This window comes from Kitasatospora sp. NPDC058406 (genome assembly GCF_042722765.1).
Classification (GTDB): domain Bacteria; phylum Actinomycetota; class Actinomycetes; order Streptomycetales; family Streptomycetaceae; genus Kitasatospora.
The window spans coordinates 14,669-32,444 of record NZ_JBHXKE010000100.1 but is presented as its reverse complement, the minus strand read 5'-3'; the positions used below and the strand labels follow the sequence as shown (position 1 = coordinate 32,444).

The 17,776-nt window shown below is 71.7% G+C and carries 7 protein-coding genes; 3 read left to right on the top strand and 4 right to left on the bottom strand.

Translation table 11 applies throughout. The features are described 5' to 3' along the window. The 4 genes from ACFWOG_RS20795 to ACFWOG_RS20780 form a co-directional block, all read right to left on the bottom strand. A partial coding sequence (locus tag ACFWOG_RS20795; RefSeq protein ID WP_380360146.1) for a heavy metal translocating P-type ATPase occupies positions 1 to 1,886 on the bottom strand: 1,886 nt, incomplete at its 3' end. 279 nt (positions 1,887 to 2,165) lie between these two features. Continuing rightward, complete coding sequence (locus ACFWOG_RS20790) at positions 2,166 to 2,960, bottom strand: metal-dependent hydrolase (RefSeq protein WP_329874856.1); 795 nt, start codon at positions 2,958 to 2,960, stop codon at positions 2,166 to 2,168. Between the two features lie 251 nt (positions 2,961 to 3,211). Continuing rightward, the gene (locus tag ACFWOG_RS20785; RefSeq protein ID WP_380360144.1) at positions 3,212 to 4,609 is read right to left on the bottom strand and encodes a DUF418 domain-containing protein; all 1,398 of its coding nucleotides are present in this window, start codon (positions 4,607 to 4,609) and stop codon (positions 3,212 to 3,214) included. Positions 4,610 to 4,783: 174 nt separating this feature from the next. Continuing rightward, complete coding sequence (locus ACFWOG_RS20780) at positions 4,784 to 8,725, bottom strand: ricin-type beta-trefoil lectin domain protein (protein WP_380360142.1); 3,942 nt, start codon at positions 8,723 to 8,725, stop codon at positions 4,784 to 4,786. Positions 8,726 to 9,312: 587 nt separating this feature from the next. Between ACFWOG_RS20780 and ACFWOG_RS20775 the strand changes: the two genes are divergently transcribed. The 3 genes from ACFWOG_RS20775 (at position 9,313) to ACFWOG_RS20765 (ending at position 17,686) form a co-directional block, all read left to right on the top strand. Beyond that, the gene (locus ACFWOG_RS20775; protein WP_380360140.1) at positions 9,313 to 15,828 is read left to right on the top strand and encodes a putative adhesin; all 6,516 of its coding nucleotides are present in this window, start codon (positions 9,313 to 9,315) and stop codon (positions 15,826 to 15,828) included. After that, positions 15,825 to 16,220, top strand: a complete 396-nt coding sequence (locus ACFWOG_RS20770) for a hypothetical protein (protein ID WP_329950614.1) — start codon at positions 15,825 to 15,827, stop codon at positions 16,218 to 16,220. The genes ACFWOG_RS20775 and ACFWOG_RS20770 overlap by 4 nt, the downstream gene beginning before the upstream one ends. 242 nt (positions 16,221 to 16,462) lie before the next feature. Beyond that, complete coding sequence (locus ACFWOG_RS20765) at positions 16,463 to 17,686, top strand: sensor histidine kinase (protein ID WP_380360138.1); 1,224 nt, start codon at positions 16,463 to 16,465, stop codon at positions 17,684 to 17,686. Positions 17,687 to 17,776 lie beyond the last annotated feature (90 nt).

The following is a 17,776-nucleotide window of genomic DNA, read 5'->3' as shown; positions in this document are numbered from 1 at the left end:
TCGGCGGCGATGCCGACCTCGGCGGCGACGGCCTCCGCGACGGCCCGGTTGTCCCCGGTGAGCAGGACGGGCCGCAGACCGAGCGCCCGCAGGTGCGCGACGGCCTCGGCGCTGGTCGGCCGCACCGCGTCGGCGACCTCCAGGACGGCCCGGGCCGCGCCGTCCCAGCCGACCGCGACGGCGGTCCGGCCGGCCGCCTCGGCGGCGCGCTTGGCCTCGGCGAGCGGAGCCGGAAGGTACTGCGCCCAGTCGGCCAGGAGGGCCTCCCGGCCGGCCACCACGGCGTGGCCGTCGACGACGCCCTGCACCCCGAGCCCCGGGATGTTCTCGAACCCTTCGACGGCGGGCAGCGGGCCCACCTTCTCGGCGGCGGCCGCGGCGACGGCGGCGGCGATCGGGTGCTCGGAGGCGTGCTCCAGCGCACCGGCCAGCCGCAGGACCTCGGTCTCGGTGACGCCCTCCGCGGTGCGGACGGCGAGCAGGGTCATCCGGCCGGTGGTGACGGTGCCGGTCTTGTCCAGCACGATCGTGTCGACCCTGCGGGTGGATTCGAGCACCTCCGGGCCCTTGATCAGGATGCCGAGCTGGGCGCCGCGTCCGGTGCCGACCATCAGCGCGGTCGGGGTGGCCAGGCCGAGGGCGCACGGGCAGGCGATGATCAGCACGGCGACCGCGGCGGTGAAGGCCGCGGTCCAGCCCTCGCCGGTGCCGAGCCAGTAGCCGAAGGTGGCCAGGGCCAGGACGATCACGATCGGGACGAAGACGGCGGAGATCCGGTCGGCGAGCCGCTGGGCGGCGGCCTTGCCGTTCTGCGCGTCCTCGACCAGCCGGGCCATCCGGGAGAGCTGGGTGTCGGCGCCGACCCGGGTGGCCTCGACCACCAGCCGGCCGCCCGCGTTGACGGTGGCGCCGGTGACGGCGTCGCCGACCGCGACCTCGACCGGAACCGACTCGCCGGTCAGCATCGAGGCGTCCACGGCGGAGGCGCCCTCGACCACCACCCCGTCGGTGGCGATCTTCTCGCCCGGGCGGACCACGAAGCGCTCGCCAGCCGTCAGCTCGGCGGTCGGGACGCGGACCTCGGCGCCGTCGCGCAGCACGGTGACGTCCTTGGCCCCCAGCTCCAGCAGCGCCTTGAGCGCGGCTCCGGCGGTGCGCTTGGACCGCGCCTCGAAGTAGCGGCCGGCCAGGATGAACGCGGTCACCCCGGCGGCGGCCTCCAGGTAGATGTTCGAGGAGCCGTCGCTGCGGGCGACGGTGAACTCGAAGCCGTGCCGCATCCCGGGCATCCCCGCGTGCCCGAAGAACAGGGCCCAGAGCGACCAGAGGAACGCGGCACCGGTGCCGAGCGAGACCAGGGTGTCCATGGTGGCGGCGCCGTGGCGGGCGTTCGTCCAGGCGGCCCGGTGGAAGGGCCAGGCGGCGTAGGTGACGACGGGGGCGGCGAGGGTCAGCGAGAGCCACTGCCAGTTGTCGAACTGGAGGGCCGGGACCATCGCCATCGCGATCACCGGGACGGCCAGCACCAGCGCGGTGATCAGGCGCTGCCGCAGCGGTTCGAGGTCGTCGGCCGACCCCACCGAAGCGGTGGGTCCGGTGATCGGCCCGGCGGTCTGCGGCGCGGCGGCGGGCCGGGACAGGGCGGCGGTGTAGCCGGTGGCCTCGACGGTCGCGATCAGGTCGGCGACACCGGTCGCGGCACCCGCACCGGAGCCGGAGCCCTCGCCCGCCACGGTGATCCTGGCCTTCTCGGTGGCGTAGTTGACGGTGGCGGTGACGCCGTCCATCCGGTTGAGCTTCTTCTCGATCCTGGCGGCGCACGAGGCACAGGTCATGCCGCCGATCAGGAGTTCCACCTCGGTGGAGGCGGGGGCCTGGGTGGTCATCTGGGCTCCTCGTGGTCGTCGAGCGGGGTGGCGACCGTCGGCCGTGGTGGCGGGCGGCGGTCGGGCGGCGGGGCGCCGCCTCGGTGGATACACCCGGGGGGTATCCACCGAGGCGACGTCGCCCGTAGTTCTTTTATACCCCCAGGGGGTATCTCGGGCAAGCTTTCGACCCGTGATGAGCACTACCCCACGGGGGTACCCAGGGCGGGCCGGGAACCGGACACGACGGAGCCCCGGGCCGGAGACACCCCCGGCCCGGGGCTCACAGGTCGTGCGGGATCAGCTGAAGTAACCCAGCGCCCCGACCGCGCAGAGACCGCCCGCGCCCATGAAGACCGGCATCAGCACCTTGAGCTCCACCCAGCTGCCGGCCCGGAACCGCATCCCCTTCGGCGGCCCGAGCGGGTACCAGCGCTTGCGCCCTATCGGTATCGGCCAGAGCACCGGGCAGCCCGACACGGTCAGCGCGTCACCCAGGCAGTGCACGAGCGCGCCGAGGGTGATCGGCAGGCCGATCCACAGGTACTCCTGCCCCGGCTGGTCGAACAGCCAGAGCGAGCCGTTGCCCGGCTTGTCGAGCACGTACGTCAGCATCCACGCGCTGGTCGCGCCCAGCAGCCAGACCAGGACGTCGCTGGAGACCCGGGCGTGCCGCCACAGCAGGCCCTCGATCGCCAGCACCATGTGCACGAAGAGCACCGCCAGCACTCCCCACCGGCCGCCGTAGACGGCGGCGGCGGACGCGCCCGCCCCGCAGAGCACCGCCCAGAGCCAGGTGTGGGTCAGCGTCCGGTGGCCACCGGTGCGGCGCGGGTCGTGCCGGCTGCGGGTCGACTTGTAGACCGCGTACGAGAGCTTGTCGATCACCTCGCAGAGGACCCGCGACACCGGGCCGAACGCCCGGGATATGGTCGCCGCCTTGTGGTCGAGGTCCGGCGCCAGCGCGGCGCCCGCACAGATCAGCGTGCCCGCGAGGAGCACGGGCCACGGCATCGGCTCACCGAGCCCCGTCGCGATCGCTCCCGCGCCCAACCACGCCGCCGCCCCCGACAGCGAATGCGCCGGTCCCATCATCTTCTGGCTCCCGCCCTCGTTCCGAACCGCCCGTCGCGAGGGCTTCGCGAGGGCTTGACGGGGCGGCAGCTTAGTCGTTCATGATCGGAACCACCCGGTCGCGGGCGGCACGGGCGCCCCGCCCCCGGAACGTCCGGGCGGAACCGGGCTGCCGGGCGCGGGGACGTGACGGCCGGTCAGCCCGGCGGGCGCCCTCGATGCCCGGGCGGGTCGCGGACGCCGGAGCGCCTCCGCGCGGGGGGGGCTCGACCTCAGCCGACGGCGCCCGGTCCCCCCGTCGGCCCGGTCACGGCCCCCGCCGCGCCCGCTGTGGCCGTGTCCGCCGCGCCCGCCGCGCCCGCCGACCCGCGCCAGCGCGGCCGGGAGAGCGTGGTGACCGCGCGCAGCAACCACTCCACCGGCCCGTACGGGTGGCGGGCCAGCCACCAGCGGCAGAACACCGCCTGGGCCGCGAACAGCGCGACGCCGATCAGCGCGACACCCGGCGGCGGGACCCGGCCGATCAGTCCGACACCGACACCGGTGAAGAGGAGGACGCAGACCAGCGACTGCGTCAGGTAGTTGGTCAACGTCATCCGGCCGGGCGGCGCGAGCACCGCCACCATCCGCCGGCCGTGGCGGCCCCGGGCGATCCGCAGCACGGTCGCCGCGTAGGCGGCGGCCAGCAGCGGCGCGGTGATCACGTCCACCCCGAGCGCGAACACCTGGAAGGAGGCACCGGGGTTCCGGAGGGCCGAGTAGGTGTACACCGCAGCGCCGAGCAACCCGAGCGGGAACCCCCAGACCTGGAGCCGACGGAGCGTCCGGTCGTGCCGGCCGGGTTCGGCCAGCGCCCGCTGCCGGCCGGCGGCGAGCCCGAGCAGGAAGGCCGCGAGCGCGGCCGGGGCCTGGAAGAAGGCCAGCAGGAAGAGGACGTCCGGCAGCTGGTCGAGGTGGGCCCCGACCACCGAGCCGAACCCGCCGCGCAGCGCCTCGGTGGCCTGCTGCGCGTCGGCCGCCAGCACCGCCCGGTCACCCCCGTCGGCGCCCCGCAGGGCCACCGCGAGCAGCAGGTACGCGGCCGAGGTGACGGTGAACAGGACGACCGCCGTCCGCACCGCGGTCCTCGGCCGGAGCCGGCGCAGGGCGAGCAGGATCAGCCCGAGCACGGCGTAGGTGGTGAGGATGTCGCCCGGGAACAGCACCACCGCGTGCAGCACCCCGAGCACGAACAGCCCGGCCAGCCGCCGCAGGAAGCGCGGGGTGAAGCGGGCGCCGCGCCGTTCGGCGGAGTCGAGCTGGAGGGTGAAGCTGTAGCCGAAGAGGAACGAGAACAGCAGGAAGAACTTGGCCTCGAACAGCAGCGCCACCAGCAGCCGGACACCGGTGTCGAGCGGCGAGCCGAACCCGGGCTCCTCCACGCCGGTGCCGTGGTAGGCGGACGCCAGGTAGGTGATGTTGACGGTCAGGATGCCGAACAGCGCGAAACCGCGCAGTGCGTCGACGTCGGCCAGCCGGGCCGGTGCGGCCCGGCCGGCCTCCGTACCCTCCGTACCCTTCGCACCCTCCGCACCGTCCTGCTCCGGCTTCCCCCTCCGCCCGCGCTTCTCGCGGTCGCCCGCCTCCGACCGCACCGCGTGGCCACCGGTGCCGCCTCCGTGTTGCCCCATGATCCCCCTCCGATCTATTGCTTTCAAAACGCTCGTCCTGAGAATGAACGTTACAGGATCGATCGAGCAAGCTCGACCGGGACGGAGGGAGGCGGCCGCAGAACGCGAAGGGCCCCGGCCCGAGACCCTCCCGCCGAAGCGGGAGGACTCGGACCGGGGCCGGAGGGTGATCGGTCAGGCGGTGGTCCAGCGCTGGTTCGCGAAGGAGTGGCAGCTCCACATCCAGAGCGGAACCATGTTCTGGCCGCCCGCGGTCATGTCGTCGACGCAGCGGTTGGAGACCGGGTTGTACAGGGTGCCGTCGCCCCGGAGCTCCCACTTCTGGTTGTCCGCGCCGGTGCAGCTGCGCACCGTCACCGGGCTCCCGTTGGCGGCGCCGTCGGCCGTCACGCACTTCTCGTAGACCCGGACGGTCTTGTCCGTCCGCAGGTCGTAGCGCTGGTTGAGGCCGTTCCAGCAGTCGTACAGCTGGATCTGCGAGCCCTCGTCCGGGCCGTTGGCATCCATGCACTTGCTGTTGTTCGCACCGGAGTGGAGGTTGACCGGCCGGTTGGCGGTGCTGATCCACTTCTGGTTGCTGTAGGAGTGGCAGTCCCACAGCCACAGCTGGACGCCGTCGCTGCCGCCGGCCGTCATGTCGTCGATGCAGCGCCCGGAGTCAGGGTTGTACAGGGTGTTGTCCTGACGCAGCGTCCACTTCTGTCCGGGCGCGTCCGGCACGCAGGTGCGCAGGTTTACGGAGGCGCCGTTGTAGGTGTTGTCGGCGGTCACGCACTTGTCGAGAGTGCGCAGGGTGCCGTCCGTGCGGAAGGTGAAGTGCTGGTTGTCACCGTTCCAGCAGTTGTACAGCTGGAGCCGGCTGCCGTCCGCGCTGCCGTTGGCGTCCATGCACTTGTTGGTGTTGGCACCGGCGTGGAAGCTGATGGTGCCGCCGGGGTAGCCGAGCGCCGCCGCGGAGAGGAAGCCGGTCACCGGGGCGTCGGCCTTGCCGGTGGAGGTGATGCCGCTCCAGACGTTGAGGACCCCGCTGGTGTCGCGCGTCCACAGGTCGGGGACGCCGTCGCCGCTGACGTCACCGGAGGAGGTCAGCTTGGGGAAGTCCGCCGCCGAGGCGTGACCGATCAGCGTCCGCGTGCTGTCGTCGACGAGCGCGGTGATGTCGGGCTTGCCGTCGGGGAGCTTGCGGCTCGGGTACTGGTAGATGTTGCCGGTGCCGTTCTCCCGCACCCAGAGGTCGATCAGACCGTCGCCGGTGGCGTCACCGGGGGCGATCAGCGTGCGGTTCGACCAGTCGGCGGTGCTCAGCGGCGTCCCCGAGGCGTAGACGCCGGTCGCGGAGGAGCTGCGGAAGAGCCAGAGCCCGACGTGGCCGGCGCCGTCGTCCTCCTGGGTGAGGAGGTCGTAGCGGCGCTTGTCCGCGGTCGGGTCGGGGATGCCGACGGTGTCGATGTCACCGATCGCCAGGAGTCCCTTGACCCGGCTCCAGTCGGTCTTGTGGTAGCCGACGCAGCTGGCGCCGGGGACGCCGATCGTGCTGCAGAGCATCGGACGCCGCGAGAGGACGGCGTTCCTGCTGCTGAAGTAGAGGTTGCCCTCGGACTGCAGGCTGCTCGCCCAGAGCGAGTTGCGGTAGGAGTACAGGGTGGAGTCGGCGTAGACGATCAGGTCGTCGATCCGGATGCCGTTTCCGCCGCGGTGGGTGACCAGCGCCTTGTCCCAGCCCTTGCCGCCCGGGCTGTTGGCCTTGTCGGAGGCCATCGGCCCGCCGAAGCTCGGCTCGACACCGGCCGGGTACAGCATCAGGTTGCCGTTGTTGTCCGGGAGGACGAGGTCCACCTGCGCGTCGTTGGTGATGTCACCGAGGACGGTCTTGGCGTTCGGGTCGGACGGGGCGAAGAAGCTGTAGGTGTTCTCCTGCGAGCGGTTGCCCGCGCGGTCCACGGCCTGCACCCGGAGCAGGTTGGTGCCCCACATGGTGGGAGTGAGGTTGATGACCGCGGAGCCGTTGCCGGAGGCGTCGACCCGGTTGGCGCCGCCCACGGGGATGGCCGAGTTGAAGGCGTACTCGTAGGAGAGCACCCCGCTGGCGTTGTCCGTCGCGTCGAGGGTGAACGCGCCGGCCTCGCCGATGTGCTTGGTCGAGCCGGGCAGGGTGCCGGACGCCGGGTAGTCCGCGGACGTGACGGTCGGCACGGCGGGCGGGGTGAGGTCCAGGCTGAACTGGCAGCCGGCCGACCAGCCGGAGGGGAGCTCGCCGTCACCGGTCTGCACGCGCCAGTAGTAGGTGTGGCCGTCCTGGAGGTTGCCGGGCGTGACGGCGGCCTCGTGGTTGCTGTTGCCGAGGTTGCCCCAGCCGCTGTCCCAGGCCACCGGCTCGTCGGCGGTGCCGAGGTCGCGGACCTCGAAGCGGGCGTCGATCTGGTTGCTGTCCGGGTCGCCGACCCAGGCGGACAGGCGGATGCCGGTGGCGGCGTTGGTCGCGCCGATCCAGCCGCAGCCGTTGCCGTTCGGGTTCTGCGGGGCCGGGGTCATTCCCAGGCTCCACGGCGCGTACGGGGCGCGGTTGTACTCGACGTACAGGTACGGCAGCTTGGCCGGCGTGCGGGTGAAGCGCTTGAAGCTGATGTTGCCGTTGTTGCCGTCCCGCTTGGACTCGTCGGCCGCGAACAGGCCGAAGGACAGCAGACCGCGCCAGTTGTTGTCGCTCAGGTGCTGGCGGACGTCCCACTCGCCGGTCGTGGTGGCGCCCGGGCAGCCGTCGCCGCCCGCGCTGTTCAGCGTGGCCGTGCCGAGCGAACCCCAGTCCCAGGGCTGGTTGTTCCAGGAGGTGGTGCCGTCGATGGGGTGCGTGGGGTGCAGCGTGACGCCGTAGGTGGACGCGCAGTTGTTCGCCGCGGCGTACGACTGCGTGGCGACCAGGGCGGCCTTCCGGATGACCTTGTCACCGAGGTCACCGGCGTCGAGCTGGATGTAGTAGCGCTCCAGCCCCTTCTTGGTCTGCCACTGCTGGTAGCCGACCCCCGGGTCGTAGGCGTTGCCGTAGTCGTTGTAGTGCGTGACCGTCGGGTACGCCTCCTGGACCCAGGTCCAGTTCTGCGTGCCCCGGTTGGTGGGCGTCCACGTGGGGTCGATGTAGACCGGGTAGGTCGTCGTCGGGGCGTCCAGGAAGGCGCTGTCGGGCGTGACCGTCAGCGAGCTGCCGGCGGGCGTGGCCGACAGCTGCGAGACGTTGGCGCCGAGGCTGGGGCCGTCCGCGTCCGAGTGGACCTTCAGGCCCTCGGAGTCGGCGACGGGGGCGGCGGCGGGGACGGCTGCCGGGGCGTCCGCGGCGGAACGGGCCGCGCGGGCAGCGGACTTCGCGCTCGCAGGCGCGGCCGGGGCGGCGGCCGTGCTGGAGTCCCACATGGTGGGAGCGGGGGCGCGGAAGACGACGCGGCCGTCGGCGTCGGTGGCGTTGAGGTTGCCGCCCGCGTCGGCGCTCACCGAGACGCCCTCGGTCCTCAGACCGAGGGCGAGGGCCTTCACCTTCGGATCCTGCGCGGCGGCCGGGGTCTTGACCACCAGGACCTGCGCGAACCCGCCGGCCTGGTTCGCCGTGAGCTTCAGGTCGACGCCGGGCGCGACCTCGGCATAGGTGGCGCTGTCGCCGTCCAGGGTGGGCGCCGGCAGCGCACCCGGCCAGCTCAGGGCGAGCTTGCGGCCGTCCTGGTCGAGAGTGGCGAGAGGTCCGGACCCACCACCCGAGAAACTCAGCTGATTGCTCGTCACCCTCGGTCGCAGGGTGCCGTCGGACGCCCGGACGAGCGTCGCGTCGAGGTCCTTCCAGACCCCGTCCCGCTTGGCCCGCGCCGGGGCCACGGTACGCCGCAGACCCAGCGTGCCGTTCGGGTTCGCGACCACCGTGTCGGTCTCGGTGGTCAGCGCCGCGATCTCGACCGGCTTGCCGCTGCGCCGGGCCTCGGCCAGCGCGGCGGACTCGGCGGCCCGCTGCGCGGCCTCGGCGGCCGTACCCGGCACCGCCGGGGCCTGCGCCTCGACGACCGGAGAAACCGGGGAAATCGGGGAAATCGGGGAATTCCCCTCGGCGGCAAGGGCGGGGGCGGTAGAACTGAGCATGCCAACAGTCAGTACGATGCCGACCGATGCGGCCAGCATGGATCTGCGTCGACGACTGCGATGGGGGGATATCGACCCCATAAGAGGAAACCTCTCGTCAGCTGGTGGATTGCCGTGCGGATATCGGCGAACGGGAACCTAACATCCGCGCACGACGTCTTTTCTGACGGATGGTCTTCCGCGTTGTGAGACACCTCACAACTGCGAGCTCTCCGTAGTCAAAGCGCTGGTCGGAGCGGCAGGACGCCCACGATCGGTGAGGGTGCATCAGGAGATTTGTACGGTAAAGAAGGGCAAAACACCCCCTCTCTTCGCACGCTGCGTGAGGTCGGGAGTGATCATCGATTCCCCCCCGTTCGTTGTATCCCGGCCGGGGCTCCGGACACCGATGGACCAGGTTCGCGAACGGACGTTAGGCTCCGCGCGAAAATCCCTGTTCAGCAGGCCTTCCGACGGAAGGTCTGCTTCGGCATGCCAGGAGGCAAGTCGTGTCGGTATCACCGGACGGATTCCACGCCAAACGGCGGTCACGAGGGAGACGGCGGCTGACCACCGCCGCGGTCCTCGTGCTGTCGATGCTGGCCGGCGTGGGACCTGCGCACGCGGCGGCGTGGAAGCCCCGCAATCCCACCCAATGGTCGCCTCGCGACCTCGACCGGACCCCGGCGGTCGGCGGCAGGAACGCCGCCCCGGTCAAGGCCGTCCCGCTCAAGGGCGACGGCGCACCGGCCTGGAAGGCCGGTGCGGTGGCGTGGCCGGGGGCGGTGGACGCCGAGGTCGACCTCGCGCCCAGGACCGCGACCCCGAAGAGCCTCAAGGAGTCCGCCTTCGCCGCGGCCCCGGCGGCCGTGCCGGCCGGTGGCCAGGCGGGTACCGCACCGGTGTGGGTGAGCTCGCCCGCCGTGGCGGCCGTCGCCGCCGCGCCGGAGGCCCTGCGCAGCGAGCGGGCGACGCCCGCCTCGCACAAGGTCCGGGTCACGGTCGCCGACCGGCCCGCCGCCGAGAAGGCGGGCGTCAACGGCCTGCTGCTGGCGGTGCGTCCGACGGCCGGCGGCAGTACGGGCTCCCCCGTCAAGGTGGACGTGGACGTGTCCTCGATCGAGGGTGCGTTCGGTGGTGACTGGCTGTCCCGGGCGCGTCTGGTGGCGCTGCCCGAGTGTGCGCTCACCACGCCCGAGCGGGCCGAGTGCCGCACCCAGACGCCCGTGGAGACGCGCCGCACCGCAGCTCGGCCCGGTCTGCTGAGCACCGACGTGGAGCTCGCGGGCGGGTCCGCACAGGCGGCCCCGGCGGCGGCGGAGCTCGGTGCCCGGTCCCTGTCGGCCGCCCCGTCGGGTGGCACGGTCCTGGCCGCGTCGGCCGCTCCGGGTGGTTCGGCGGGGACGTTCGCGGCGACCGGTCTGGCGCCGTCGGGGACGTGGAGCGTCGGTGGGAACACCGGCGGCTTCAACTGGTCCTACCCGATCGCGGTACCGGAGGGTCTGGGCGGCTCGAAGCCGAACGTGTCCCTGTCCTACAGCTCGCAGTCGGTCGACGGCCGGACCGCGGCGACGAACAACCAGTCGTCGTGGATCGGTGAGGGCTGGGAGTACACGCCCGGCTTCGTCGAGCGGCGCTTCAAGCCCTGCGCGAAGGACGGCCAGAGCGGCTCGGGCGAGCAGTGCCTGGCGGGCTGGAACGCCACCATCTCGCTGAACGGCCGCTCCTCGACCCTGGTACGCGACGACGCCACCGGCACCTGGCGACTGGAGGGCGACGACGCATCCCGCGTCGAACTGCTGACCGGCGCCACCAACGGCGACAACAACGGCGAGCACTGGAAGGTCACCACCACCGACGGCACCCAGTACTACTTCGGCCTGGGCCACAAACCCGGCGCTGCGGCGGGCGCCCCGGCCACCAACTCCGCCTGGACGACACCCGTCTACGGCAACAACCCGGGCGAGGACTGCAACAAGCCGACGTTCGAGGCGTCCTGGTGCGACCAGGCGTGGCGGTGGATGCTCGACTTCGTCGTCGACCCGCGCGGCGGCCTGATCTCCCACTGGTACGACAAGGAAACCAACCACTACCAGCGGGGCGTCTCCGCGCAGAACCCGTCCGGGACCCGGACCGCGTACGTGCGCGGCGGGAACCTCGCCCGGATCACCTACGGCTCCAAGCTCACCGACACCGACAGCGTGAAGCCCACCGGGCAGGTCGTGTTCGACGTCACGGAGCGCTGCCTGCCCGACGCCTCGTTCGACTGCGCGCCGAACAAGCTGAACACCGCCAACGCGAGCAAGTGGCCGGACGTCCCGTTCGACCAGAACTGCACCGCCACCGGCACCTGCGAGAACTACCAGGCCACGTTCTGGTCCACCAAACGCCTGACGAAGATCACCACCCAGGTCCTCAACGCCGGCTCCTACGCCGACGTCGACTCCTACGTCCTGGCACACGAGTACCCGGACCCGAAGGACCACACCGCCCCGGCCCTGTGGCTGAACTCGATCACCCACTCGGGCCACGACGGCGCCAACCGGATCGACCAGCCGGCCATCACCTTCACCGGCAAGTTCCTCAACAACCGCGTCGACTCCGGCAGCGACAACAAGCCCCCGCTGAACCGGCGGCGCGTCATCGGCGTGACCGCGGAAACCGGCAAGACCACCGAAGCCGTCTACGCCGACGCCGACTGCGCACCCGCCACCCTCCCCACCGCCCAGGACACCAACGGCAAACGCTGCTACCCGGTGTACTGGAACGCCGACGACAAGAGCCCGCTGCCCCCGACCCTGGACTGGTTCCACAAGTACGTGGTCTCCCAGGTCAACGAACGCGACCCGTTCGGCGGCTCACCCGCGCGCACCACCACCTACGAATACGTCGGCCCGGCCGCCTGGCACCGCGACGACGACGAGTACACCGAGACCGACCGCCGCACCTGGAACCAGTTCCGCGGCTACGAACAGGTCGTCACCCGCAGCGGCGTCGCGCCCGACCCGATCGGCAAGGCCGTCGCGTACTACCTGCGCGGCATGGACGGCGACGTCAAGGCCGACGGCAGCAAGCGCTCCGTCACCTACACCGACATCGGCGGTGCGAGTGTCAAGGACGCCAACCCGCTCGCGGGTTCGCTGCGCGAACGCCAGACCTACGCCTCCGACGGCGGCGCCCTGATCGCCCTCTCCAAGTCCGACCCCTGGCTGTCCACCGCCACCGCCACCCACAACCGCGGCACCACCCTGCCCGCCCTGACCGCACAGATGCTGCGCAACGGCTCCGGCAAGGACACCGCCCTGCGCTCCGACGGCACCTGGCAATCCACGTCCAAGACCGCGACGTTCGACACCCACGGCATGCCCGTCAAGGTCGTCGACCGCGCCGACGGCCTACCCGACCTGTGCGCCTCCACCCGATACGCCCGCAACACCACCACCTGGACACTCGACCGCGTCGCCGAAACCGTCCAGACCAAGGACGGCTGCGCCACGGTCAACGGCTCGGACCTCGTCGCGTCCGAGGCCAGCACGCTGGGCCGTAGCCGGGCGTTCTACGACGGCCAGGCGTTCGGGGTCCTCAACGGCCCGGGCGCGGTGACCCGCACCGAGGAACTCGACGGGTTCTCCGGCGGCCAGCCGGTGTTCTCGCTGGTCTCCACCGTGGGCTACGACGCCTACGGCCGGGTCACCACCAGCACCGATGCCGCCGCGGCGACGACGACCACCGCCTACGAACCGGCCGCGGGCGTCCAGCCCAGCACCGTCAAGGTCACCAACGCCAAGGGCTGGACCAGCACCACCACCTTCCACCCCACCCGCGAAGTGCCGGTCAAGTCCGTCGACCACAACGGCCGCACCTCCCAGCAGAACGTCGACGCCCTCGGCCGCACCACCGCCGCCTGGCAACCCGGCCGCACCCCCGGCACCGACCTCGCCGACACCCTGGTCGAGTACCGGCTCACCGGCACCGGCACCACCTCCGTCACCACCAGGAACCTGCGCGAGAGCGGCAGGGACTACACCGTCGGCGTCGTCATCCTCAACGCCTTCGGCGAGCAGATCCAGACACAGTCCACACCCGCGAACAACGCCGCGGGCGCCCGCATCGTCAGCGACACGTTCTACGACAGCCACGGCCAGGTGGTGAAGACCAACCAGCCCTACATCAACCGCACCGGCGAGCCCGGCACCACCCGGTTCGTCGCCAACGACAACGAGATCCCCGGCCAGAACGCCGCGTTCTACGACGGCCTCGGCCGCCCCGTGGTCCAGACGTTCTCCTCCAAGGCCATCGAGCAGTGGCGCTCCACCGTCTCCTACCCGGGCGTGGAGCGCACCGACGCCACCCCGCCCCAGGGCGGCACCGCCACCACGAGCCTCGTCGACGCCCGCGGACGCTCGACCGAACTGCGCCAGTACCACGGCGCCACCCCGCAGGGCGCCTACGACGCGACGAAGTACACCTACGACGTCGAGGGCAAACTCGGCCAGGTCACCGACGCCGCCGGCAACGCCTGGAAGTACGGCTACGACGTCCACGGCCGCCAGACCCGTTCCGAGGACCCCGACAAGGGCGTCATCACCACGGTCTACGACGCCGCCGACCGCCCCGTCTCCACCACCGACGCCCGCGGCGTCACCGTCGCGGTCAGCTACGACATCCTCGGCCGGCCGCTGTCGCGCAACCTCGGCAGCACCACCGGCACCCCGCTGGCCACCTACGAGTACGACACCCTCCTGCCCGGCCTGCCCACCGCCGCCACCAGCTGGTCCGCCGGCAAGGCCTACCGCCAGGAAGTCACCGAGTACGACACCGCCTACAACCCGGTCGCCACCAAGGTCACCGTCCCCGACGGCGAAGGCGCCCTGACCGGCACCTACACCTCCAACACCTACTACGACACGATCTCCGGCCTGCCCTTCCAGACGGACCTGCCCGAGGTCGGCGGCCTCCCGGCCGAGACCATCAACACCGGCCGCAACCCCAACGGCCTGCCGGTCTCCCTCGGCGGCCTCGACGACTACGTCAACTTCACCAACTACGACGAGCTCGGCCAGCTCCAGCGGATCACCTACGGAGACGTCCCCAAACAGGTCGCCCTCACCCACACCTACCAGCCCGGCACCGGCCGCGTCCTGCGCTCCTTCCTCGACAAGGAGGACGGCCAGACCTCCCTCGACATCACCGACTACACCTACACCCCCGCCGGTGACGTCACCTCCGTCTCCACCTGGCGCAACGACGGCCAGACCGACACCCAGTGCTTCACCTACGACCACCTCAAACGCCTGACCCAGGCGTGGACCGACACCGGCACCACCACCACCCGCCCCGGCCCCTCCGTCCCCGGAATCGGCGGCTGCACCAACACCACACCCAACCCCGCCACCAACGGCGGCCCCGCACCCTACCGCCAGTCGTTCACCTACGACGTCACGGGCAACCGCACCGCCACCACCGACCACGACCCCACCGGCGACACCGCCAAGGACGTCACCAGCACCCACACCTACCCCGCCCCCGGCCAACCCCGCCCCCACGCCCCCACCACCACCCAGACCAAAACCGGCAACGGGCCCACGGCCACCACCGGCTACACCTACGACCAGACCGGCAACACCCTCACCCGCCCCGACGAGGGCGGCAACACCCAGACCATGACCTGGGACCCCGACGGCCACCTCGCCACCGCCGCCACCAGCACCGGCACCTCCACCTACGTCTACGACGCCGATGGCAACCGCCTCCTGCGCCGCGACCCCGGCCGCACCACCCTCTACCTCGGCGGCACCGAACTCACCCTCAACACCACCACCGGCGACGTCACCGGCACCCGCTACTACCCCACCGCCGGCGGCCCCACCATCGTGCGGACCTCCGACAGCAGGCTCAGCTACGTCGCCTCCGACCACCACGGCACCGGAACGACGGCGATCGACGCCGCCACACTCACCGCGACCCGCCGCGCGTTCAAACCCTTCGGCGAGGAACGCGGCACCCAACCCGCCCCCGGCCAATGGCAGGGCGAGAAGGGCTTCGTCGGCGGCACCCAGGACAAGGCCACCGGCCTCACCCACCTCGGCGCCCGCGAATACGACCCCAAGAACGGACGCTTCCTGTCCGTCGACCCGGTCATCGACGCCGGCGACCCCCAACAGCTCCAGGGCTACCTCTACGCCAACAACAGCCCCCTCACCTACACCGACCCCACCGGCCTGTGGTGGGGCTCCAGCATCGTCAAGAAGGCCGCCAACGCCGTCAGCAAGACCGTCGACGTCGTCAAGGAGAACTACAACACCATCTCCAACATCGGCCACACCGTCCTCGACGTGGCCGGCATGATCCCCGTCATCGGCGACGCCTGCGACATCATCAACGGCGTCTGGTACGCCGCCGAAGGCGACTGGAAGAACGCCGCACTCTCCCTCGTCGCCGTCGTCCCCGTCATCGGCAGCGCCGCCACCGCCGCCCGCATCGCCTCCAAAGTCGCCAACGCCGTCGACACCGTCACCGACGCCGCCAAAGCCATCGAACGCGGCAGCGCGGCCAAGGGCATCGCACGAGGCGAAGGCGCGACGCGAGGCGCCTCGAAGTCCACGTCGTCGTCGGCGAGCCGACCCCGTGCCACGAGTGCCGGAAAGGCTGGACCTGCACCGGGAAGCGCCAAGGCGAGTGGTGGAAAGACACCTGCTCGCAGCGGCGGTGTGGCAAACAATCAGGCCCGGGCCGAGGCGGGGCCCGGCAAGGGAAACGCTGCGGTATGGAACCAGCGGGGCCGCCCAGACGGGCAGAAGGTCATCGCCGGTCATGGAGGCTATGTCCCGCGATCGGGAGACCTGGTGGTACCGAAGGGCACCACGCTGAAGTTCTACGTGGCCGATGGTGAAGAGCTCAAGCAGATCGATGCCCTGAACGTCGAACTCGGACGGTTCCCGCACCCCAAGGTCGCACAGGTGGTCAAGCCCGGAAAGACGGTTGCGGACTACACTGTGTTTCCCGGTGAGAAGTTGGAGATGTCCGTGAAATCGATCACGGTGAGTGATGCGATGCGCCTCAGTGAAATTCTGGAGGAGAACATGGGAGTGGTGCACATCGCTATCTGCAGGGGCTGGCTGTGACCTACTACTCCGACGGTTCACCGTACGAGTACGACGAACCGTCGGAGGGCATGGTGAACGTGGGATGGTTGGACGGCTCCCACGAGTACAGCGAGGGTGACGTGCCGGACGACGTCGTGGACGGTCTGCTGAGACTGGCCATCAATCCGGTAAACCTCACGCGCGGCTTTCACACCTGCGATCTGTGCAACCGGTTCTACCTGAAGGTACAGAACCCGCACTCCGCCTCCGGTACAACCCTGCTGGGCACGGCCGAGATCCATGTCCGAGGAGACGCGAACACCGTCTTCGCGGCGCCGGACTTGGTGATTCACTACATCCTTGATCACGGTTACTCCCCACCGTTGCCGTTCCAGACGGCGGTGCTCGCGCTCTACGCTCCGAACGTGTGACCAACCCCAGTCACTGGTGCGAGGCCCACCCCCACAGGTGGGGGTGGGCCTCGCACCGTTCTCACCCCAGCGGGAGTGGGGGACCGGGGTGGGGGGTGGGGTGGACCGGGGGCCCGGGTGGGAATGGCACCTGGGGGCTGCGGGAGCGGCTCGGGCCGGTGGGAGGATGGCGCCGACGACGACGGTCGCCACGCACTCGGTGAAGGCCCGGGGGGCGCCGTCCGCAGGGAAGGCCGCACCACATGGCGACGTACCGACCGATCGTTCCGCTCCCCCGGGGCGAGGACGGCCCGCTCTGGACGCGCAACGACGCGCTGCTCGCCGTCGGGGCGACCTCGATGGACCTGCTCGGCTACGCGCTCGGCGCCGCCGAGGGCCTGCCCGTCACCCCCCTGGGGCTGCTGCTCGCCGTCGTCGCGGGCCTCCCCCTGCTCGGCCACCGTCGCCGCCCGACCGTCGTGCTGGTCTGCGTCCTGGCCGTCAGCCTGCTGCAGAGCCTGACCGCGCCGATGGCGCACCACTTCAACAGCACCGTCGCGGTCGCCCTGTTCCAGGCCACCCGCGTCGGGCGTGCCTCCGTGACGGTGCCCGGCGCCTTGGCCGCGATCGTCATCCCGCTGGTCGGCCTGGGGCGGACGATGCCCCCGCCGGTCATGGACATCGGTGGTGTCTCGGTCGCGGTCGCCCTGGTCGTCGGCTCGGCCCTCGCGGTCGGCCGCTGGCAGCGCGAGATGGCGATCAAGCGGACCCTGCTGGCGGAGCGCGCGGTGGCGGACGAGCGCCGTCGCATCGCGCGGGAGCTGCACGACATCGTGGCGCACCACATCACCACCATGCAGCTGATGGCCGGCGGCGCGCGGGCCAACCTCGGCCGCGACACCGAGGTCGTGCGCGAGGCCCTCGTCTCGCTGGAGGGCTCCGGACGGATGGCCCTGCGCGAGATGCGCCAACTGCTCGACGTCCTGCGCGCCGGGGACGAGCCCGAGGAGGCCACCGGCTCACCCGCCGCCCCGCAGCCCGGGATCGCCGACCTGCGGCGGCTCGTCGAGGACTCGGAGCGCGCGGGCCTGCCCGCCGAGCTGGCCGTGCACGGCGAGGAGCGCCCGCTGCCGCCGAGCGTCGCCCTGACGGTGTACCGGATCGTGCAGGAGTCGCTGACCAACGCCCGCAAGCACGCGGGCCCGGCGCGGGCCCGTGTCCGGCTGACGTACCACCCGGACCGGGTGAGCGTCGAGGTGCGGGACAACGGAGCGGGGGTCCCGGTCGGTGCCGGGGTCGGTGCGGGGGTCTCGCTCGGTGCGGGCGAGCCGGCGGGGGCGAGGGGGTCGGACGGCTACCGCAGCGGGTACGGGCTGACCGGCATGCGCGAGCGCGTCGCCCTGCACGGCGGCAGCCTGACGGCCGGCGGCCTCGACGGCGGCGGGTTCCGGGTGGCGGCCGGTCTGCCGCTTCCACCGCTCGACTGAGCCGGGAGGCGCGGGCCTCGGGCAGAGACCGGGCCCGGGGCAAAGGCCGGGCCCGCGGCAAAGGCCGGGCCCGGGGGCGGCGTCGCCCCC